The 19899-nt window shown below is 37.1% G+C and carries 23 protein-coding genes; 17 read left to right on the forward strand and 6 right to left on the reverse strand.

Annotation, left to right across the window (positions count from 1 at the left end):
• The first annotated feature begins 90 nt into the window (after positions 1–90).
• The 3 genes from KHA97_RS17420 to KHA97_RS17430 are packed head-to-tail and all read left to right on the forward strand — an operon-like array spanning position 91 to position 1664.
• Positions 91–447 (forward strand): PadR family transcriptional regulator, encoded by a 357-nt coding sequence (locus tag KHA97_RS17420; protein WP_213126046.1) that lies wholly within the window; start codon positions 91–93, stop codon positions 445–447.
• Complete coding sequence (locus KHA97_RS17425) at positions 437–1117, forward strand: permease prefix domain 1-containing protein (RefSeq protein WP_213126047.1); 681 nt, start codon at positions 437–439, stop codon at positions 1115–1117. The genes KHA97_RS17420 and KHA97_RS17425 overlap by 11 nt, the downstream gene beginning before the upstream one ends.
• Complete coding sequence (locus tag KHA97_RS17430; RefSeq protein ID WP_213126048.1) at positions 1110–1664, forward strand: DUF4825 domain-containing protein; 555 nt, start codon at positions 1110–1112, stop codon at positions 1662–1664. Before KHA97_RS17425 ends, KHA97_RS17430 begins: the two co-directional genes overlap by 8 nt.
• A gap of 197 nt (positions 1665–1861) precedes the next feature.
• Here the strand turns inward: KHA97_RS17430 and KHA97_RS17435 are convergent, their stop codons facing one another.
• The 3 genes from KHA97_RS17435 to KHA97_RS17445 form a co-directional block, all read right to left on the reverse strand.
• Positions 1862–2287, reverse strand: coding sequence for an exosporium protein C (locus KHA97_RS17435; RefSeq protein WP_213126049.1), 426 nt, complete (start codon positions 2285–2287; stop codon positions 1862–1864).
• A gap of 181 nt (positions 2288–2468) precedes the next feature.
• Positions 2469–3095: a hypothetical protein gene (locus KHA97_RS17440; RefSeq protein ID WP_213126050.1), complete on the reverse strand. Its 627-nt coding sequence runs from the start codon at positions 3093–3095 to the stop codon at positions 2469–2471.
• 74 nt (positions 3096–3169) lie between these two features.
• Positions 3170–4372 carry an MFS transporter gene (locus KHA97_RS17445; protein WP_213126051.1) on the reverse strand — a complete coding sequence of 401 codons (1203 nt, stop codon included), beginning with the start codon at positions 4370–4372 and terminating at the stop codon, positions 3170–3172.
• Positions 4373–4527: 155 nt separating this feature from the next.
• On the opposite strand from KHA97_RS17445, the gene KHA97_RS17450 reads away from it, so the two are divergent.
• Positions 4528–5454, forward strand: coding sequence for a phosphotransferase family protein (locus KHA97_RS17450; RefSeq protein WP_213126052.1), 927 nt, complete (start codon positions 4528–4530; stop codon positions 5452–5454).
• Positions 5455–5559: 105 nt separating this feature from the next.
• Positions 5560–6300 carry a ThuA domain-containing protein gene (locus KHA97_RS17455; protein WP_213126053.1) on the forward strand — a complete coding sequence of 247 codons (741 nt, stop codon included), beginning with the start codon at positions 5560–5562 and terminating at the stop codon, positions 6298–6300.
• 134 nt (positions 6301–6434) lie between these two features.
• Here KHA97_RS17455 and KHA97_RS17460 read toward each other — a convergent pair whose 3' ends face one another.
• Positions 6435–7592: an MFS transporter gene (locus KHA97_RS17460; protein ID WP_213126054.1), complete on the reverse strand. Its 1158-nt coding sequence runs from the start codon at positions 7590–7592 to the stop codon at positions 6435–6437.
• A gap of 218 nt (positions 7593–7810) precedes the next feature.
• Here KHA97_RS17460 and KHA97_RS17465 point away from each other — a divergent pair, with 218 nt between their 5' ends.
• The 4 genes from KHA97_RS17465 to KHA97_RS17480 all read left to right on the forward strand — a co-directional run bounded on the left by KHA97_RS17465 (position 7811) and on the right by KHA97_RS17480 (position 10204).
• The gene (locus tag KHA97_RS17465; RefSeq protein WP_267912449.1) at positions 7811–8260 is read left to right on the forward strand and encodes a GntR family transcriptional regulator; all 450 of its coding nucleotides are present in this window, start codon (positions 7811–7813) and stop codon (positions 8258–8260) included.
• A gap of 180 nt (positions 8261–8440) precedes the next feature.
• The gene (locus KHA97_RS17470) at positions 8441–8770 is read left to right on the forward strand and encodes a PadR family transcriptional regulator (protein ID WP_213126056.1); all 330 of its coding nucleotides are present in this window, start codon (positions 8441–8443) and stop codon (positions 8768–8770) included.
• 2 nt (positions 8771–8772) lie between these two features.
• Complete coding sequence (locus KHA97_RS17475; RefSeq protein ID WP_213126057.1) at positions 8773–9447, forward strand: DUF1129 family protein; 675 nt, start codon at positions 8773–8775, stop codon at positions 9445–9447.
• 1 nt (position 9448) lies between these two features.
• A complete protein-coding gene (locus KHA97_RS17480) occupies positions 9449–10204 on the forward strand; it encodes an HAAS domain-containing protein (RefSeq protein WP_213126058.1) in 756 nt (251 codons plus the stop codon).
• Between the two features lie 8 nt (positions 10205–10212).
• Here KHA97_RS17480 and KHA97_RS17485 read toward each other — a convergent pair whose 3' ends face one another.
• Positions 10213–11091, reverse strand: a complete 879-nt coding sequence (locus KHA97_RS17485) for a DMT family transporter (RefSeq protein WP_213126059.1) — start codon at positions 11089–11091, stop codon at positions 10213–10215.
• Between the two features lie 105 nt (positions 11092–11196).
• Positions 11197–11532: an MGMT family protein gene (locus KHA97_RS17490; RefSeq protein ID WP_213126060.1), complete on the reverse strand. Its 336-nt coding sequence runs from the start codon at positions 11530–11532 to the stop codon at positions 11197–11199.
• A gap of 178 nt (positions 11533–11710) precedes the next feature.
• On the opposite strand from KHA97_RS17490, the gene KHA97_RS17495 reads away from it, so the two are divergent.
• The 8 genes from KHA97_RS17495 (at position 11711) to KHA97_RS17525 (ending at position 19469) form a co-directional block, all read left to right on the forward strand.
• A complete protein-coding gene (locus KHA97_RS17495; RefSeq protein WP_213126061.1) occupies positions 11711–12412 on the forward strand; it encodes a response regulator transcription factor in 702 nt (233 codons plus the stop codon).
• Positions 12409–13374 (forward strand): sensor histidine kinase, encoded by a 966-nt coding sequence (locus KHA97_RS17500; RefSeq protein WP_213126062.1) that lies wholly within the window; start codon positions 12409–12411, stop codon positions 13372–13374. Before KHA97_RS17495 ends, KHA97_RS17500 begins: the two co-directional genes overlap by 4 nt.
• 421 nt (positions 13375–13795) lie before the next feature.
• Positions 13796–14560, forward strand: a complete 765-nt coding sequence (locus tag KHA97_RS17505; protein WP_325167508.1) for an ABC transporter ATP-binding protein — start codon at positions 13796–13798, stop codon at positions 14558–14560.
• Complete coding sequence (locus KHA97_RS24145; RefSeq protein WP_325167492.1) at positions 14535–15830, forward strand: ABC transporter permease; 1296 nt, start codon at positions 14535–14537, stop codon at positions 15828–15830. Before KHA97_RS17505 ends, KHA97_RS24145 begins: the two co-directional genes overlap by 26 nt.
• A complete protein-coding gene (locus tag KHA97_RS24150; RefSeq protein WP_233713613.1) occupies positions 15773–16396 on the forward strand; it encodes an FtsX-like permease family protein in 624 nt (207 codons plus the stop codon). The genes KHA97_RS24145 and KHA97_RS24150 overlap by 58 nt, the downstream gene beginning before the upstream one ends.
• A gap of 92 nt (positions 16397–16488) precedes the next feature.
• Positions 16489–17421, forward strand: coding sequence for an ABC transporter ATP-binding protein (locus KHA97_RS17515; RefSeq protein WP_213126454.1), 933 nt, complete (start codon positions 16489–16491; stop codon positions 17419–17421).
• Positions 17414–18640: an ABC transporter permease gene (locus KHA97_RS17520; RefSeq protein ID WP_213126064.1), complete on the forward strand. Its 1227-nt coding sequence runs from the start codon at positions 17414–17416 to the stop codon at positions 18638–18640. Before KHA97_RS17515 ends, KHA97_RS17520 begins: the two co-directional genes overlap by 8 nt.
• Positions 18641–18917: 277 nt before the next feature.
• Positions 18918–19469: a DUF3221 domain-containing protein gene (locus KHA97_RS17525; RefSeq protein ID WP_213126065.1), complete on the forward strand. Its 552-nt coding sequence runs from the start codon at positions 18918–18920 to the stop codon at positions 19467–19469.
• Positions 19470–19899 lie beyond the last annotated feature (430 nt).

The following is a 19899-nucleotide window of genomic DNA, read 5'->3' on the forward strand; positions in this document are numbered from 1 at the left end:
AATTATGAATGTTAATTAATGATTTTTTTAAAAAGTACTTCAACACACATAGTAATATGTGATACAATGCAAAATAAGAGGAGGGTTATTATGGATAATGCTACTCCCATCAGCAGCGATTTGATTCGGGGTCACATTGATACGATCATATTGCGCGTTTTATCTGAAGGGGATAATTACGGATACGAAATCATTAAAACTATTTTTGAAAAAAGTAATGGAACATTTGAATTGAAAGAGCCATCTCTCTATACAAGCTTGAAAAGATTGGAGAAACAAAAATTGATTGAGGCTTACTGGGGCGACGAAAGCCAAGGTGGAAGGCGAAAGTATTATAAAATCACGGATGCCGGAATAGTTGCTTATAAAGAAGCTGTAGATTTATGGATGAATGCAAAGGAATTGATTGATTTATTGATTGTAAAGAGGGGTGAGAATGATGAATGAATTAAAGGTTTATGTTGATCATTTGTTTAAAAAATATAAAAATCATCGTGATATCGAAGAATTGAAGGAAGAAATTATAGGGAATTTAGAGGCAAAGGTTTCTCATCTCATCGCAGAAGGTGTAGATGAAAAAAGTGCAATAATAAAAGCAAAAAACAGCATTACCAATATTGATGACCTTATCGATAGTAATAAATCTGTGAAAATCAATGAATTTATGTATAAAGCCTTTCAAATTGCTTTTTTATATTTCATCATAGCTTGGATTGTCACGATTCCCTTTACACTTATGAGAATAGGGATACTGGTTAATTATTTACTATTATTTATTGTCCTTGTACTTTTCGTTGTTTACTTGATTGTAGGAAAGCTGTTCAAGAGCAACCAGGATAAAGTTGTAACATTGAATATAGCATCCTTCATGAAAACAAAAAAGATAATATGGCTACTTTGGGCGATTTTCATTTTTATTACTTGGGGCTATCTTTCTGCGATATTGTTTGGAAGTAATATATGGTTTTCAAGACCTATTCATATCGACGGACCCTATCAATTCGGGGTATTAGTGGCTAGATACGCCTTACCATTTATAACAATTATCTTCCCGCTTATTTTTTCAGCTTGGGAAAGATTAATATCGCAAATTGAAGTGGGGGAGCAACATGAGTAAATTGGGAAACTGGATTATCGGGTTATTTGTCCTTGGTGTAATTCTGTTTGTCGTCGTTCAATTCGTGGTCATTCCAAAGCAAAACGCAGAAGCTGAACAATATTTAATTGATCAAAATAAGCCGCTTACACATGATTTAGAGTATATAAAGCAATATAAAAATCCTTATATGGGGAATGCGAGCAACATCACCAATCTTTTTCGTCATCTGCCATTAAATGATACGTTGAAGGACTTTGAAATAAAATCCGAAGAGTTGACTGTGATGGTTAATTTTACTAAGAAAACGACTGACATCAACCAGCAATTATTGAATCAATCTCTTATCTATAACTCTACTGCTGCTTTCGCTTTAATCGATAATCTTGAAAAAATTGAATATCGTTTTTTAGATCAGACCATTGAAGTAGAAAGACAAAGCGTTGAAAGCCAATATCAGAATTTTAACGAATTGACCGAGAGTACAAAAACTTGGAATGAAAAAGTTCGAAATCCGTTAAAGAGTCCTCAATATGTAGAGGATTTTATAAAAGAAATTATGAATTAAAACACGAAACAAAAGAGGAAGGGAGAGACGATGCAAGCTTTCATCTACCCGCTACTCTATTACTTATTCAATTCCAAAACAACAAACCCCTTCAGTGCCTAAGCCGAAGGGGAATGATTTTATTTTTTGATACTTTAATCAGACTAATATCTTCGCTCATTTAGATTTTGACCCTGCTTTAATCCACGACTCAGTCATTATGAACGAGCAATTGCTAAACCACTAAAGGATATAGGGCCAACTACAGCAGCTTCCGTTCCCCTTGTTATATTTTCAACAGTTACTTGATAAGTATGGATACCTTTTCTCACATTCGTATCTATCGCTTGGAATGTTTCTACATAGTTTACCTCAGAGGTAGGATCTGATTCTACTCCTACTTGAGTCTTAAAGATTTGTCTTCCGTCACGGAAGATCCTAAACAAAAGTTGTGATGTACCAGTAACACCACGTACTCCAACTGTTGAAATTAATTCTACACGATTGTTGGTTGCATTACTTCGAGGAATAGTTATACGAATAGTTGCTAATGTAGTTCTAAAAGGAGAATGAGGTATACTAAGATTAACTTGATTAACTCTGCTAGCGGGTTGTGTTGCTTGGTAATCAATAATACTAACCATTACAGCCACCTCCTTAACGTAATACAAATAAAATACGCAATTAAGAAGAAGTGGCTTGGATATTCTAATTATAGTAATGGGTAAAAGTAGTCGAAAAATGAAAAAAGGGCTACGATCTTTATAATAATTGTATTTATATAGACTATTTTGTTGAACTATCACGGCAAATTAATCTTTTGAATTAAACCTCAAGTACCTTATAAATTTTGAGTACTCTTTTTAATTGGGGTGCCGTAAGCTCGTTTTCTCTTTTTTTTAGCACGGCTAAAAATTGCTCTTTATTGTAGTCTGTTACTGCAAAGATAGTACTTTCGGAATGTTGAGGGATTTCCTTTGGTCTACAGGTTTCCAAATGAGTGAGTAAAAACGGAAAAATTCGTTTATTGTTTTGATCATTTACTGCCGCTAATTTAGCCAGGGTTAACACGCCTTTATCAATCGTAATAACAGAGCCAGTTTTCATTGCAGAAAATAATGTTTCAATATGTTCCATAATAATCTCGGATGACACTTGTGCAATGGTTGATATTGCAGTCATCGCTCCCCAGACTAAACGATTATTACGACTTTTTAGAAGTTCTATGAAAATCAAAGCGTACTCACTAATAAGTTCTGGCTCAATTTCTCCAATTTCATATGCTACTTTTATACAATCCTGTTGAATCTTTTTATCCTTATTTGATAAATTCTGAATAACTTCTTTAATACCATCATGATTACTTGTGTTAACTAGTTCGTGTGCAAGTTCAATATTAGGCTCTTCATCCTTACGATTAAGTTGTGTAGCTAACTTTTTTATGATCGTCATAATAATCCCTCTTTTGTTATCCAGAAAAAGACTGCCGAATAAACTCAACAGCCTTTTTCCTTAATAATAGGTTGTTAAGCCGTAGCTTTATCAACTACTTCACTTGCCCCTTTTCGATAGTAAAAGATAGCCCCCATTAATACGACAAGAAGGAACCCAAATAATACAAGTGTCCATAAAGTAACCGAAATAGGGAATCGATCAATCATTACACCTGCTATTTTAGGTAGGAAGGCTCCGCCTAAACCACCCATCGCAACGAGTAAGCTTGTCGTCCATTCTTCCAACCCAGCTGAATTTTCGTTAATGATTAACAATCCAATAGAGAAAATACCGCCCATCAATAACCCTGTTAAAAAGATTGCCGCGTAACTAATGATGGTAGAAGGTGAAACGGCAAAAAGGATTAAAGCGAAAAATTGCCCTATGCAGCTGATGATGAAAAGCTTTACATATCCAATTTTATCAATAATGAATGTCATGCAAAGTCTTCCAATCGTCATTGCTAACCAGAAAACAGTTATACTTAGTGCTAGTGAGGAAGCGTCTAAATTGGTTGTTTTACCTAAAATTGTAGGTAAGTAGTTTGGAAGTACCATTTCTGTACCCACATACATAAAGAAAAAGAATGCTCCAATAACCAATAACGGAATTTGTTTTCGCGGATATCGGCTTCTACTTATCTTATCTTTATTCTCTGTACGTTCTTTCACCTGCTTTTTTAAAATAGGATCCATTTCTCCGAATGATAGAAAGAACCAGCCAATTAACGTTACGCTAGTAATAATGGCGACAGTTGTAAAAGAGGCATTCCACATGCCATTTAAAATAAAAAATGCGGAAATGATTGGTATAACGAGTGCACCCACTCCAAAAAACACTTCTGTCAGTACAAGAGTGGAAGCTTTTCTTTCCTTTAAATGTCCGACGATTAGTGCCGCCACAATCGTTTCTGCAATACCAATACCAGCTCCGCCAATTGGAGCAGTAACTAATAATAAGTCCCACTTCGGAACAGAGCCTAATACAAATTGGGCAATAGCGAAGCAAAGCAATGCTATGGAAAGGGTCATTTTACGACCAATCGCCTTTACAATCGCTGGTGCAAATAATACCCCGACTAAAAAGCCCATAAATTGATTCATAATGAGCTGGCCGCCATCTCCGTAATGAATACCGTATGATTGCACCATAGGTTCTAAAACTGTACCAATGATAATATGGCCAAACCCATTCAAACAATAGATGAGGCAAGCAAAAAATACAAATCGTTTCATATAATTCTCCTATACAATTAATGTCCACGTTATCTTATCATTGAAGATGAAAAAGGTCTATATAAGAAACTATAATAGAAAAAAGGAGTATATGGAGGTTGTATGGAATGTAAATATAATCTAAATCTTATAGATTGAAAAAAGGCGGTTGTTAGATGGAAACAGTCGGAAATATGATTTTGCCGGAAAGAGTTCAGAAGTGGGTAGTAGATTCAATTAATCCGGAAGCTACGATAGAATCTATAAATCAATTGAAAGGCGGCATTTCCTCCCTTGTTTATAAAGTTAGACTAAAGGTGAGTGAGGAAATATATGAATATGTAGTTCGCTTGCATTTCGCCGAAGGCTGGAATGAAAATAGTCCAGATTTAGTCATTAATGAGGCTGAGAACCTTCGCTTTACAAAGCTAAAAAAACTTCCGACACCTGAGATTATTGCGATTGAAGAGACAGGGACTCTTTTTGGTTCTTATGCTTCAATCATGACCAAGCTTGAAGGCAAGGTTGTTCTGGAGCCCGATGATATGAAATCTTGGCTAAGTGGACTTGCTCTGGCGCTTGTGCAAATACATAAAATAGAAGCTGATTTTCCGCGTTCTTACTATACATATCAGGACCCTAATGCATTCGAGATTCCTGCATGGTCGGGCTTAGAGGAAGAATGGAAAAAGGTTCTTACCATTATTAAAGGGCAACGTCCTGAATTCCAGGAGTGTTTTATCCATCGAGACTACCATCCAAATAATGTGCTATGGTCAGGAAATTCTGTGAGTGGAATAGTAGACTGGATTAACGCGTGTAAAGGTCCTGCTGGTGTGGATGTTGGCCATTGTCGAGTCAACCTTGCTCAATTGTACGGGGTAAAAGAAGCGGATCTGTTCTTATCTTATTATCAACAGTACGCTGGTCGAAAATTTGAGTATGAACCCTATTGGGATATCATTTCGCTCGTTGATTTTCCTTTAGAAGATCCCGAAGTATACCCAGGATGGACGGACTTAGGTTTTAAAGGATTATCTGCTCAATTAATCAAAGAGCGTTTGGAAGCCTATTTGGTAAGTTTAATCAATCGTTTTAAATGAATATCAACTTAATTTAACGGTTAAACAATGTACAGAGAACCGTATGTTTGTTAAAATGAATACAGCTTATTAATAATTATTTATAGTAGGGAGTGGGAGGAGCATATGAGTAAAAAAGCACTGATTGTATGGGGTGGCTGGGATGGTCATCAACCTGAACAAGTAGCGGAAATATTTAAAGGAATTCTAGAAGAAGAGAATTTTAACGTAGAAGTTTCTAATTCACTAGATTCATATGCCGATACAGAAAAAATGAAAGCGTTTGATTTAATTATTCCACATTGGACAATGGGACAAATTAAAAATAATTTCGCTCTGAATATTTCTGAAGCAGTGGTAAGTGGTGTTGGCTTGGCCGGCTGCCATGGCGGGATGTGTGATTCCTTCCGCAATAATGTGGACTGGCAGTTCATGACAGGGGGCAATTGGGTTGCTCATCCTGGTAATGATGGCATTGAATATATGGTAAATATTAAGCATTCTTCTAGCCCGCTTTTAGAAGGGATTTCAGATTTCAAGGTTGTCAGTGAGCAATACTATTTACACGTCGATCCTGCTGTAGAAGTTTTGGCAAGCACTCGCTTTCCAGTTTTTGAAGGTCCTCATTCAACGAATAAAGCTGTTGATATGCCTGTTGTGTGGACAAAGCGTTGGGGAGCTGGCCGTGTTTTTTACTGTTCACTAGGCCATCAAGCAAATATTGTTGCGATGCCTGAAGTGACGGAGATTATGAGAAGAGGGTTCCTATGGGCTGCAGAAGGCAAGACACTTTACAGCGAATTAGGAGCGAAATTATCAGTAGGAAATGTTCGTTCTTATACAGGAATGGGAGATAGTTCAGATTGATAAAGAGGAGCTGTCAAGGTGCAAAGCACTTATGACAGTTCCTTTTTATGTTATTGAAAAAACCCTTTTTAAATCCATTTAAAGTAAGTGGGTCTATTCACGAAAACGAGTTAACAAAAAAATGGAACTGCCCATTACGACAGTTCCACTTTTTTCGGTTGAGAGGTTTTTCTACGAAGAATCATAACTGATGCTCCTCCAATTAATAAGATTCCTGTAAATAGAAAACCTTGATTGGCAGTTAAGCCTAATAACCCAGTTAATCCCGAGCCAACGACTACGCCAATGGAAAAGAATGCGTAAAAATATCCATACGCTTTACCTCGATGTGTTTGTTCTGTAGCTTCTATCAACAAAGAGTTAAGTGAAGGGAATAGAAAAGCAAATCCAATTCCATAGATCCCCATAATGACATATAGGGAAGGAATGCTATTGCTAAAACTAATTAAGATTAAACCAACAGCCATTGCTGACATACCAAATGCAGCGCTCTTTACGGGCTTTATAATATCAAATAAATTATTAATTGGTAAAACGAATACAAGAATAGCTACGATTCCAAACGTACTTAACAAAAGCCCACTCGTTTGCGAATCCTGTCCAAGTGCAACTACTTTTAATGGAAGCATGTACGCAAGTACCCCTTGGGAAAACATTAGAAAAAACGCTCCGGAAAATGCCCTTATAATAAGTTTGTTTTTGAAAAAAACTCTTACTGATAGCGTGTCTGCCTTCTCCTTATTTCCTTTTTCAATTACTCTTCTTCTTAAAAAAATAATAGAAAGAATTCCTAGTAAAATCATGAAAAATGCGGTCACACTTAAAACCGTTGTTTCACTTGATTTACTTGCTACAATTCCGCTGAATGCCGGTCCAATCACAGCAGCAAGACCTACAAATGCACCAGATAATGCAGCACCCTTTCCTTTTTTCTCTTCCTTAGCCGAATTTGCTAAATAAGTAAAAGCCGCCGGCACAATTAACCCTGCTGTTAAGCCATGTAAAAAGCGAATGAACAGAAGAGACCAAGCATCAATGGCGAGAAAATATGAAAATAGCATTACTCCTGTAAATAATAATCCTATTAACAAAATAACGAAAGGACCTCTTTTATCTGTTAAAAACCCGGAAATGACATTTCCAATTGTATTTGAAAAAGAGTACATCCCAACTGCCAAACCTGTTAAAAAGGGAGTGGCGCCAAGTGATGTCGCAAGAGGAGTTATAATCGGCAGCTGAGTAAATAAATCAAAAAATGAAAAGAATACAATGAAATATACGAAAACCCGCATGAATATGATTGCCTCCATCTACTAAACTTATTTCTATCATCTCTTTTTCATGTTCAATAGGCAAGTGGTGATCTTCCTCTTCCTAACTCCCAATGGATTTTAGCAACTCGCAAAATAGATAAGCTTGTTTTTTATTTTATAATAAGGGAAAAGGTACCTTTATTGCCAAACCGAAACTGGAGCAATCATTAACGGGATTTTATAGTTTTAGTAAGGTAATGCAGGAAAGTGGTTTAGAGCCAAATGATGTGATTATTGAGATGAAGGTAGTTCAGCCCACAACGAAAATAATGAGAATTTTGCAATTAAATATGAATGATAAGGTAATTGAGTTAAAAAGACTGCGATGTGCTAATAACGAACCAATTATATTTGAAACTTCCTACATTCCAGAACGTTTCTTACCAGAAATTTCGATGAAAGACATACAAGACAGTTCGCTTTATGATGTGATGGGGAAAAAATTTGGAATTATCGTATCAAGAGCAAAAGAGGTCTTTGAACCAATTTTAATCCAAGAATACGAAAGCAAGTATCTGGAGGTAAAAGAGGGATACCCAGCACTATTATTAGAGAGAATAGCCTATGACACTAGTGAGACGCCGGTTGAATTTTGTCATTCCGTTGTTCGCGGGGATCGTTGTCGGTTTTATACAGAGTTAATTTAAAATTTTATCTTGACAAAATAAAGATTCAATTATATGTTTAAAACAACTACTTTGCAAAGCCAAGTAGTTGTTTTAAAAGTTGCTATCTTGTTAAACAAAGTAGCGAAGTTGTTCGACTAAGATCTTTTTATTTTGATTCGCTATCTTGTTTAACAATGTAGTAAAGGAAGGAGGGTGCATATGTCGATACGAAGCCAGCTATTAAAAGGAATTTTAGATGGATGTGTGTTGGCTGTAATCGAAAAGGAACCCGTTTACGGATATGAACTTTCAAAAAAACTACAGGATATTGGTCTTGAAGATGTAAGTGAAGGGACGATATATCCGGTTTTGTTAAGACTTCAAAAAAACGGATTAATTAGAGGGGAAATGAGGCCATCAGATTCGGGGCCAAATCGAAAATATTATTTTTTGACGGAGATAGGGGAAGAGGCCTTACTGACCATTACAGAAGAGTGGAATCAAATAAGTGAGCCTGTCAATGCATTGTTCAAAAGGAGAGAAGACTAGTAATGAAAGCCAAAGAGTTAATAGAAGAAAACAATCGGAAAAGAGAATTATTGACTAAGGAAAACGAAGTTTATTATAGCGATATGATGATCTATATTCGACTTCAAATGTCACTATCAGAGCAACAGTCAGAAGAAGTATTAATGGAAATGCTTGATCATTTGCTTGAAGGTCAGGAGGAGGGAAAAACCGCTAACGACATATTCGGAGACGATCCAAAAGCTTTTGCAGATGAAATCATTGAGCAATTGCCGAAAGAGAAAAAAAGAGCGGTCATTCCTTTTGTAACAGGAATAGTAGCCAATATAGTCAGTTGGGTTTTAATGATAAGAGGAGTTCTTTTTCTTGTATTGTCACAGTTTACAAAGGTGAAAACTGAAGTTTATCTAATCGGTACTATAGTAGTTGCATTAGTCATCGCTTGTTTCGTTGCCTTCACGATTTGGTTTATTTTTAGATTAATTAAAAATTCTCTGTTTAAAGAAAAGAAAAGCACAAAAATGGATATGCTGAAGGCTGGGTTAGTCGGAGCGGCAGGCATGGCTGTCGTAATAGTAGCTACAAAGTTTACCCCGGAAGTTGGACCCTCATTTAATTTTTCGTGGTGGGCATCTTTAATTGCTGGGGGAGTTCTGTGGTTGATTGTGTTTACTACGAAAAAATTCGGAGGGAAATAAAATGTTATCGAATAAAAGTAAGAGATTCATTGAAAATCTTCGATTGTATCTCATGACATCAGGTAAGAATGAAAGAGAAATAAGTGAATTAGTAGAGGAATTAACGAATCATCTTATTGAATCAGAAAAACGGGGAAAGAATATTGAGGAAATTATAGATTGCACTCCTGCTGAATATATGGCTTCTCTGAAAAGGGAAATGAAAACTGATTATAGAAGTCTAGTAAAAAATCTACCTATCTTTTTTCTAGGAGTCATTGCTTATTTTATGATGGGACCTGCGATAAAAGGTGAATTTGAACTGAATATTGTTCAAGTATTGGGATTTCCCATCATTGCTACAATTGGACTGGTCATTTACGTTGTCTTTTTACAACGTGCAGGAAAAAATCAATATTCCAACAAGAAACTTTTCTTTGCTGGCATGATGGCTAGTGCAAGTGTGATGGTCCTGTTCATACTTTTAATGGTAGTGAGTGGTATTTTTATTGAACCTTTTTATAAGGCGAGTACACTTGCAAACTGGATTATTGTAGCGATTTGTTCCTTCATTTTTATTTTCGGTGCGTTATGGGCTAAAGCATGGTTTCCTATTTGGATCCCGGCTATTCTTTTCATTCCCGATTTTCTTTTCCGTTTTTCCAATTTAACGGATGAAACGATTCTTGTTATTAGTTTTGTGTCTTTTATACTTATGTTTATTTTAATTATTTTAAGTTTAGTGGTGACCGAGAGAAAAAAGCCAAAAGTAACATAATGGATATGTTACTTTTGGCTATACAGCTGCTTTCGTTGGTAGGTAGACAGTACGACTCCTCCTACAATGAAAATCGAGCCAACTATTTCTACGCCAGTAATTGGTTTGAATAGTAATATGAGTCCAAATAACATTGCGACAAAGGGCTCAAGATTTGATAATATGGATGCCTTAGAAGCATCAACATGTCGTATATTACTATTCCAAATGAGTGTAGCAAGCCCATGCACAATAACAGCTGTCCCAATTAGAAGTCCCCAATCGAAGATGCTACTACTGATTCGTAATGGACGATCGAGTGGTAAAGCAAAAAACATCGAAACAATTAAGCCTATAACATTTGAATATAAAGTAATCATCAGGGGATCGATTCTTTGAGAGAGTATTCTTGTCATAATGATCATAATTGCGAAGGTGATCATTGTAACTACAATCCAAAGGAGACCACTATCAACATGTATAGAAGATAAACTCCCTTTTGTTACAACGAAAAAAATTCCAATAATCGCCACAATAGAGCCCAATGCCATTCGAGTAGATAGTTTTTCTTTTAAGAAGATCGCAGCCAGAACACTAGTTAAGATAGGAGTCGTGGCTAATATTAATGCAGAAGTTGTGGGGTCAGCTGTTTGTAGTCCTACAAAAAAAGACCATTGATTAATATATACCCCGATAAATCCTAGAAAGAAAATAACAATGGCATCTGTCTTATTTAAACGGAATAGCTGTTTTTTGTAAGATAATCCGAATAAGAAAAGGACAATAAAGACAAGCCTTAGAAATGTTAATAGTGCAGGAGAGAAACTTTGAACTAAAATTTTTCCAAATACAAAATTACTTCCCCATACAACCACACAAAAAGTTAGCCATGCATAAGCCTTAAACATAGGTGCACCCATCCTTTTACAAAATGCTAACTTTTCTATTCTATCCTTCAATGGATGTATAGTAAACTTTCGAACCCCATTTCAAAACTTCCCTTTTCTATTGAGTTAGCCTTCAAGCCAATCCCAATATGAGTCCTCTTGTTCCCACTGATATTGACGGAGGTTAATCTGCTTGCCATTAATAAGCTCTAGCCCTTCACGTTCTAGTAATATCTTTTGTTCGTAGGCAGTTTCAGGATCTCCGATTACAATTTCCCCTTTCGCATTAACGACTCTGTGCCAAGGTAGCCCGTATTTCGAACTCATGGAGTGAAGAATTCGTGAGACCTGCCTAGCCGCTCGTGGATTTCCTGACAGGCGAGCTATTTGTCCATACGTTGCAACACGACCTTGAGGTATTGATTTTATTAAAGAAATAACTTTTTCTGTAAAGGCATTCATGTTTACCCTCTCCAATCTTTTTTAGTATATCATTAAAATAATTAGGATTATGAAAGGGAGGAGGATCCTAAAAGGGTTACTATCGTACCCTAGTGGTCTTTCTCGTTCAGAAAATCTATAACGTAACGAGGATTTTTTGTATAATGAAAAGTAACAATTTGGTAAAAGGAAGATTGATATGGCGAAAATCATGATAGTAGAAGATGATCCTAAAATTGCAAAACTGCTTCAAAATCATCTTGAAAAATACGGATATCAAGCTAATATAACAGAAGACTTTGATCATATATTTGAGCTTTTCACTGAAATTAATCCCGACATGGTTCTGCTGGATGTTAATTTGCCAAGTTACGACGGCTATTACTGGTGCAGGCAAATTAGAAAAATATCAACGTGTCCTATTTTATTTATATCTGCAAGGTCTGGTGAGATGGATCAAGTCATGGCCTTGGAAAACGGTGCGGATGATTTTATTACAAAACCGTTCCATTATGAGGTAGTTATGGCGAAAATACGCAGTCAACTGCGGCGGGCGTATGGAGAGTATGCTCCTAAAGTTGAGGAACGAACAGTGGAATTAGAAGGATTGACCTTATATATGGAACGGATGGAAGTAAAAAAGGGTGATCATATCGTTTCTTTGACTAAAAAAGAAGCCATTATGCTAGAAATCCTTATGAAACGTTCTCCTCGAGTGGTCAGTCGAGAGACGATTTTAGAAAAATTATGGGATGATCAATCTTTCGTAGATGAAAACACGTTGAATGTAAATGTGACTCGTGTGCGGAAAAAGCTTCAGGAATTAGGAATTGACGATGCAATTGAAACCGTACGAGGAGCGGGTTATCGTTTCATACCTAATTGGGTGAAAGAGGGATGAAGTTATTTTTCCGTGAGCACCTACCTCTGATCATTGTTAATATCGTACAAATGATAGCCGTCTTGTCCATCTATGTTTTAGATGGATACCGGAATTATTTGACGGCGTTTTATTCTATATTTATCGGGATTGTATTATTAACCGCCTATCTAATCTATCGCTATGTTACTCATAAAGATTTTTATATGAGGTTATCTATCCCCATTCACAAGCTTGATGAAGTAAATGAAATATTAGGATTTGCTCCTCTCCCAGAAGCATTAACTCAACTTTTAAAATCCCAATATACCGAGTATATGAATGAACTTCACCTACAAGAAAGAAAACGGAATGATCATCTAACCTTCATTAATCAATGGGTTCACCAAATGAAAACGCCGTTATCAGTTATCCAGCTGATTGCACAAGAGGAAGATGATGAACGTTTCACTAGTATTCAAGAAGAAGTAGATAAAATTGGGAAGGGCTTGGATATGGTTTTATATGCGGCAAGGCTAGAGGCTTTCGAACATGATTTTCAAGTGGAATCCGTCAACTTGAGAAAAATAACGGAACAAACTATCACGGAAAATAAGCGACTTTTTATTAAAAATGGTGTTTATCCTGAAATTCAAATTGATCAGAGTATTATAATTGAGTCAGATGAAAAATGGCTAATGTTTATTTTGAATCAGTTAATCACGAACGCTGTAAAATATTCAGCAGGAAAGTCGCAAAAAATATTTATAGAAGGTTCAGACAGATGGGTTGAGGTGCGGGACAATGGGATCGGAATCCCAAAGGCTGATATTAAACGAGTATTTAATCCGTTTTATACTGGGGAAAACGGTCGTCTGTACCGTGAATCTACCGGGATGGGTTTGTATCTTGTAAAAGAAATTTGCGATAGACTCGGGTCTAATATTGAAATTGAGTCAGAAGCAGGAAAGGGTACCTCGGTAAAAATAACATTCCTTGTCTAGCTCCAGCGCCTATCGACTAGCAAACTTCTGTCCTCTTCCCTACCATAAGTCAACATCGGCTCGTCCTGTCTAGCTTCAGGCACCAGCCCCTCGAGGTCAAATAACCTGAGTCAATAAAAGTCAAAGATCGGACTTTTTTTGCCTCAGAACATTTGCTTGTCAGGGCTGACCAGGCGCCTTACGCTTTTCCAACCTCGCCGTGTTTCCTTATCTCAGCGAAGGTCACAAGGAACGTCGACTAAATGCGTCACGTCCTGTGGCGACGTCGACGGACCCACATCCGTGGGCCTGTACGTCGATGAGCAAGGCGCTTACGCTTTCCTTACAAAGATGTAAGGAAACTGAAAGATAAATAGATGGTTGAATATTCCTCTTTTCATCTACAATAACGATAGATGGAAAGGGGATTTTTATAATGGAAATGTTAAAAATCAAAAACTTAAGTAAAGTATATGATGGAAAAGTTGCATATAGGGCGCTATCAGATATCGATTTAACCATTGAACAAGGTGAGTTTGTTGGGATTATGGGACCTTCTGGAAGCGGAAAAACTACTCTTTTAAATATGGTGGCAACAATTGACCAGCCAACTTCTGGTTCAATTTTAATTAATGGAAAGGATCCATTTCGCCTAAAACAGAATCCATTGGCTTTATTTAGGCGCAGACAATTAGGGTTTGTGTTCCAAGATTTCAACTTACTTCAGACGCTTACTGTTGAAGAAAATATCGTCCTTCCGCTTACATTGGACGGGGTAAGCGTAAAAGTGATGGATGAAAAAGTAGAGGCTATTGCCAAAAAATTAGGGATCACGGAAATTTTAAAAAAACGTATTTACGAAATTTCTGGAGGACAGGCGCAAAGGACAGCGATTGCACGAGCAACGATTCATTCTCCACAAATGGTACTGGCGGATGAGCCGACTGGAAATCTTGATTCGAAAGCGTCCAGAGCCGTGATGGAAATGATGGAATCCATCAATAAAAAGGATAGAACGACGATGATGATGGTGACACATGATCCGATTGCAGCAAGCTATTGCGATCGAGTTGTCTTTATTAAAGACGGGAAATTTTATAATGAAATTCACCGCGGTGATAATCGCCAAGCCTTTTTCCAAAAAATCATCGATGTGCTCTCACTGTTAGGAGGGGATTCAAGTGACCTTCAGACAGTTCGCATTTAACAACGTCTTTCGAAACAAACGGACATATGCAGCCTACTTTTTAAGCAGTATGTTTTCAGTTTTGGTGTTTTTCGTTTACGCCGTTTTCGCATTTCATCCTGCACTTAAAAATATTAATGCGAATGTTGCGGTTGGCCTGCATTTTGCGGAAGGGATTATTTATGTATTCTCATTCATTTTTGTGCTAGTTTCAATGAGTGCGTTTTTAAAATCGAGAAAAAAAGAATTCGGTCTTATGGTTATGCACGGGATGACGAATATGCAGTTGCGTAAAATGGTCTTTTTAGAAAATGTCTTTATAGGATTTTTTGCAACTGTTTTTGGAATGCTGATTGGTGTTATTTTTTCTAAAATGATTTTACTTACTGCAGAAAACGTCTTGAATTTGGATGAAGTTTTACCTTTTTATTGGCCGGTTAATGCAGTCATATTAACGTTTGTTGCTTTTTTGCTTCTTTTCGTCACGATTTCCTTTTTCACTGTTTCTGTTTTAAAAGGGAATAAACTCGTTGATTTAATTAAAGGAAGTGCAGCACCAAAAAAAGAACCGAAAGCTTCATTTGCATTATCGTTATTAGCCATTGTCCTTTTAGGTATTGGTTACGCGGGTGCTTTAATAGCTAATGGTTTGCAGGTCGTTGTGGCAATGATTCCTGTTACGATTGTCGTTATTATTGGCACATATTTTCTATTTACACAGGTTAGTGTTTTTACGATTAATCGACTAAGAAAAAGCAAATCCTTCTTCCTTAGAAAAACGAATTTAGTCGTGATGTCCGACCTTGCATATCGAATGAAAGATAACGCAAGAGCCTTTTTCTTCGTTGCGATTGTTTCCACTGTGGCATTTTCAGCGATAGGTTCGCTCGTTGGGTTTAGGACGATGATGACGGCGGATTTGTTTAAAAATAACCCGTTTGCTTTTGAGTATACATCAGAAGAGGGCAATGGTTTGGAAACGAAGCATATCCAACAAATTAGAAATGAACTTGAATCGTTACCTTATACAGAAGCAAGTGTGGATATTAAAAGAATGCTTTCGAAAAATGATTCATATAGTGTAACTAGTCAGTCTGGATACAATCAACTTCTTACAATGTTAGGCAAGGATGCTGAGAAAGTCGATCTTAAAGAAAATGAAGCTACGAAAGTGCTCTTGACATGGCGCCAAGGGTTAGTGGGCAAGATACAATTACTTTTGGTGATCTCGTTTTGGAACAGAAAGAAGCACTTCCTACTAATGTATTTCCATCGTATCGAAATTTTTTAGTAGTTTCTGATGACGTATTTGATCAGATGAAAAACTTTGAATGGAAACAAACATACTATGCTTTTTATATGAAGGATTGGAAACAATCAATAGAAGCTGGTAAGAAATTAGCAAAGGAAATTGACCGTTTTGGTCCTGAAGGAAAATATGAATATTTTTCACTAGCCTACACATGGCATGAAATTAATCAGATGTATGGTGCCGTGTTATTTATAGGATTGTTTATCGGAGCAGTATTTTTCGTATCAGCCGGTAGCTTTTTATACTTCCGACTATATGCCGATTTTGAAGATGAAAAGCGAAAGTTTTCTGCAATCAGAAAGCTAGGATTGACGGATAAAGAATTGTCTAAAATTATTACGATTCAATTGGCTTTGCTGTTTTTCGTTCCGATTATTGTGGCTGTGATTCATGGGGCAGTTGCCCTGACAGCATTGGAGCATATGTTCAATTTTAGCTTGGTAAAGGAATCTACACTTGTCCTCAGTAGCTTTGGGTGTATCCAAATTATCTACTTTTTATTTATTAGATTCAATTATATAAGAAAAATTAGACGTTCGATTTAAGCACTCATTGTTATGAGTGCTTTTTTTCTGGAACTTTTTTGGAATTCATTCGTAGATGATAGGGCAGATTGATGAAAGGGTGAAATGATGTGATGGAGACTGTTTTAACAGTCGAAGGACTAGGAAAGTCTTTCAAGCAAACGCAAATAATCCAAAACATCTCCTTTGATGTTAGAAAAGGAGAAATCATGGCCATTCTCGGCCCAAACGGAGCTGGAAAATCTACGACAATCAGAAATATTATGGGAATTATGTATCCTGATGAGGGCTCGGTAAATTTTCATAACTATGCCTCCGGTGAAATTCCTCGCAATAAAATTGGTTATTTGCCGGAGGAACGCGGGTTATATAAAAACGTAAAAGTTATGGACATGATTTTATATTTAGCCGAGCTAAAGGATTATCCGCTTAAAAAGGCAAAAGAGCGTGCACTTGAGTACTTGGCGAAGCTTGGTCTCGAAGGGAAAGAAAAAGTCTCGGTTGAAGAATTATCAAAAGGGATGGGGCAGAAGGTTCAATTTATTGGCTCGATTATTCATGAACCGGAATTGTTGATATTAGACGAACCTTTTTCAGGGCTCGATCCAGTTAGCCAAGAAGTTTTTAAAAATGAAATTAAAGAACTTGCTAGTAAGGGAACAGCGATTTTATTATCTTCCCACCAAATGAATATGGTTGAAGAAATATGTGATCGCTTGTTTATGATTCACCGTGGTCAAAAGGTGATTGACGGTACGTTGGAAGAAGTTAAGAATCAATATGCTAATTTTAAATGTACGATACGGGGGAAAAATGACATTTCAATATTGGAGCGACTTTCTCATGTGAACCGTGTGGAGCAAAAAGGGGATATCTCTATCGTTTATTTAACTCAGGATGTGGTTGTGCCTCGTTGGCTTAAACAGTTACCTGAATCGTTGAATATACTGGAGCTTTCCATAGACCGGATTTCACTCCATGAAATTTTTATAGATGTGGCGACGGATCAACATGTCGTAGGCGAAGGGAGTGTCGTGAATGCGTAATAGCTTAAAAGTAGCAAAATGGGAGATCAAAAGAAATATGATGAATAAATCGTTCATTATATCTCTTTTATTAACTCCAGCTCTTTTTATGTTCTTCTTTTTCGTTCCACAATTATTTAGTAGCAAGGACAAGTCTGATGAAGTGAACGTTTTTGTATCCGACGAGTTGGGAGTTTGGGATGATGTAAAAGCGATTGTCGATACGCAAGGATTAGACTGGAATTTACAATTAACTGATTTAAATGAATCCGAGATGGAGAAACAAGTTGCTAATACGGAAAATACTGTATATATTCCGCTCACAGAAAAAGCATTAGACCAAGGTTTAATCAACTTATTTATGAGTGATGATGTCGGAGAAAATTTTACTTATGAAGCTTATACGTTGGAAGCTCCTTTACGCCAAAAACAAATTGATCGACTCGGATTATCGGAGGAACAGAAAAATGTGATCGCGAAAGGGATTTCCGTTCAGCAAGCCGACTTGGGACCAGCTGGGGAAAGTGAGGAATCTGCTGCAGATGAGAGCGATCCACTTAAAAGGGTAATTCCAGGGGCTTTTGCAGGAATCATTTTGTTTTCAATTGTCATGACAGGTATGATGATTTTTACTTCAGCTTCACAGGAAAAGAAAGAGAAAGTAGCTGAGATTATCTTGTCATCCGTCACTCCGGGCGAATTAATGCAAGGAAAAATCATCGGGTACTTTGTCTTAGGTATCACACAAGTAGTCGTTTGGCTCGCAGTTGGACTTCCATTAGTTGCATGGAAGCTTGAAATGCCACTGATGAAATACTTATTGGTACCAGAATTATTGTTGCTGCTAGTACTAGCCATTTCTGGATATCTATTATTCTCGGCAATCTTTGTCGCAATCGGCGCTACGGTCGAGGACATGACTTCTACAAGCAATTTCCAAGGACTCGTCATGATGCTCCCGTTTTTACCACTTATATTTATCGGACCGATTATCAGTGACCCGAGCGGAATCATCGCCAAAATTGGCTCTTTTTTCCCAATCACGTCACCTGCCGTCTGGATCATCCGCCTCTCCATGCTGGACGAATGGCCATGGATTGAAATCGTAATTGCATTAGCCATTTTGTTCGTAACCATCTGGTTCATGATGAAAGCTGCCGGCAAGATATTCAAAATTGGAATCCTTATGTACGGAAAAAACGCTACACCGAAAGAAATTTGGAAGTGGTTGTGGGCATAGGAATTTAGAAGGCTAAGCTCTCGGTGAATGTTGAGCCGAGAGTTTTTTGTTTTTGTTATATTGCGATTATGACAATTTAATACGGAGTAGGGTGATGTTACCGCTTATTTTCACCGTTAAACTACTCACTAATTAATATCCTTACAGTATTATAGAATAGTTATAGAGGTAATAATAGGGAGGCAAAGCAAATTAATCAAACGTTTTATTAAGTATAAAATGGAACGTTTTCGATCCTTTTCCGTCTAACTTAATAAAGGGAACAAGAGGTGAGAAGATGAAAATTCGATATTTGATGTTTCCTTTGGCCGTTTTTCTCCTTTTTATACTTGCTGGCTGTACATCCAATGATACGCTTGCAAAAGCCAATTCCGTTGCAAAGACAATAAATAAACCATCCAAAGAGGGTTCATATGTTGTAAAAATTGAAGGCGAAGGTGTCTTGGTAGTGGATGCAAAACCACAGGATTTTAGCGCGACAGGTGGAATAAAAGAATTTTATAACGCAATAAGATTCTCGAACGTAAAGGAGAAATTAGAAATCGGTCAAAGAGTACGGATAGAAGTTGATGGCCCTATTATGGAATCATATCCAGCGCAAGCAAAAGCGGGAAAAGTTGAAATCCTGCCTACGTATAAACCAGATAAAGCCGACTTAACGGAAGCTCAGGTGGTCAAGGAAGCTGTAAAAATAGCAGACACAAAATCCAACTGGTTTCCAGCGATACGATATGTCGAATATGTAGAAGCAGAAGATATTTGGAAAGTTGGTATTAAGCAGGAAGAAAATGAGTATGAACTAGTAATTGAAGATAAGGCAGAAAAATAATAGTATCCGCCGGAGCAAATCAACATGCTTCAAAGCGGTTTTTTTGCATCTATTTAATTAAAAATTGGGATGACTTGAATTGAACCCGCGACCCCTAGCACCCCATACAACACGTTCGAGGAACTGAAGGACATTAACCCTACATCCACTTCTACAATAACGACTGAATACTGCTGCATACAACAGGTTTGCTCCGATTAGACTTGACCCTTGATAAGGTAAGCCATCAGCATTTCCGCATTGGGCAAACAAATCGATCTTTTAGCGAAAGCTTCATCATGGCTAACCCTTGAATCGTCGAGAAGAACAACAAGGTGTGCGTTAATCGAAGAAGGATTAACGCCTTTTTTGTTGAAGTTATTAAGCTAACGGTACAGTTTAGTTCAAGAGAGGTTTTTTACTTGTATTCAACAATCGGGCCATATTGCGG

Origin of the sequence: Lederbergia citri (assembly GCF_018343625.1) — a bacterium.
GTDB lineage: Bacteria > Bacillota > Bacilli > Bacillales > Bacillaceae_C > Lederbergia > Lederbergia citri.

Excerpts from the sequence above, each read along its gene's own strand:
- KHA97_RS17465 (WP_267912449.1), top strand. The coding sequence starts at position 7,811 with ATGCAGGAAAGTGGTTTAGAGCCAAATGATGTGATTATTGAGATGAAG.
- KHA97_RS17520 (WP_213126064.1), top strand. The coding sequence starts at position 17,414 with ATGCGTAATAGCTTAAAAGTAGCAAAATGGGAGATCAAAAGAAATATG.
- KHA97_RS17430 (WP_213126048.1), top strand. The coding sequence starts at position 1,110 with ATGAGTAAATTGGGAAACTGGATTATCGGGTTATTTGTCCTTGGTGTA.
- KHA97_RS17480 (WP_213126058.1), top strand. The coding sequence starts at position 9,449 with ATGTTATCGAATAAAAGTAAGAGATTCATTGAAAATCTTCGATTGTAT.
- KHA97_RS17495 (WP_213126061.1), top strand. The coding sequence starts at position 11,711 with ATGGCGAAAATCATGATAGTAGAAGATGATCCTAAAATTGCAAAACTG.
- KHA97_RS17455 (WP_213126053.1), top strand. The coding sequence starts at position 5,560 with ATGAGTAAAAAAGCACTGATTGTATGGGGTGGCTGGGATGGTCATCAA.
- KHA97_RS17475 (WP_213126057.1), top strand. The coding sequence starts at position 8,773 with ATGAAAGCCAAAGAGTTAATAGAAGAAAACAATCGGAAAAGAGAATTA.
- KHA97_RS17485 (WP_213126059.1), bottom strand. The coding sequence starts at position 11,091 with ATGTTTAAGGCTTATGCATGGCTAACTTTTTGTGTGGTTGTATGGGGA.
- KHA97_RS17435 (WP_213126049.1), bottom strand. The coding sequence starts at position 2,287 with ATGGTTAGTATTATTGATTACCAAGCAACACAACCCGCTAGCAGAGTT.
- KHA97_RS17450 (WP_213126052.1), top strand. The coding sequence starts at position 4,528 with ATGGAAACAGTCGGAAATATGATTTTGCCGGAAAGAGTTCAGAAGTGG.
- KHA97_RS17500 (WP_213126062.1), top strand. The coding sequence starts at position 12,409 with ATGAAGTTATTTTTCCGTGAGCACCTACCTCTGATCATTGTTAATATC.
- KHA97_RS17515 (WP_213126454.1), top strand. The coding sequence starts at position 16,489 with ATGGAGACTGTTTTAACAGTCGAAGGACTAGGAAAGTCTTTCAAGCAA.
- KHA97_RS17460 (WP_213126054.1), bottom strand. The coding sequence starts at position 7,592 with ATGCGGGTTTTCGTATATTTCATTGTATTCTTTTCATTTTTTGATTTA.
- KHA97_RS17505 (WP_325167508.1), top strand. The coding sequence starts at position 13,796 with ATGTTAAAAATCAAAAACTTAAGTAAAGTATATGATGGAAAAGTTGCA.
- KHA97_RS17525 (WP_213126065.1), top strand. The coding sequence starts at position 18,918 with ATGAAAATTCGATATTTGATGTTTCCTTTGGCCGTTTTTCTCCTTTTT.
- KHA97_RS17490 (WP_213126060.1), bottom strand. The coding sequence starts at position 11,532 with ATGAATGCCTTTACAGAAAAAGTTATTTCTTTAATAAAATCAATACCT.
- KHA97_RS17445 (WP_213126051.1), bottom strand. The coding sequence starts at position 4,372 with ATGAAACGATTTGTATTTTTTGCTTGCCTCATCTATTGTTTGAATGGG.
- KHA97_RS17440 (WP_213126050.1), bottom strand. The coding sequence starts at position 3,095 with ATGACGATCATAAAAAAGTTAGCTACACAACTTAATCGTAAGGATGAA.
- KHA97_RS17425 (WP_213126047.1), top strand. The coding sequence starts at position 437 with ATGATGAATGAATTAAAGGTTTATGTTGATCATTTGTTTAAAAAATAT.
- KHA97_RS17470 (WP_213126056.1), top strand. The coding sequence starts at position 8,441 with ATGTCGATACGAAGCCAGCTATTAAAAGGAATTTTAGATGGATGTGTG.
- KHA97_RS17420 (WP_213126046.1), top strand. The coding sequence starts at position 91 with ATGGATAATGCTACTCCCATCAGCAGCGATTTGATTCGGGGTCACATT.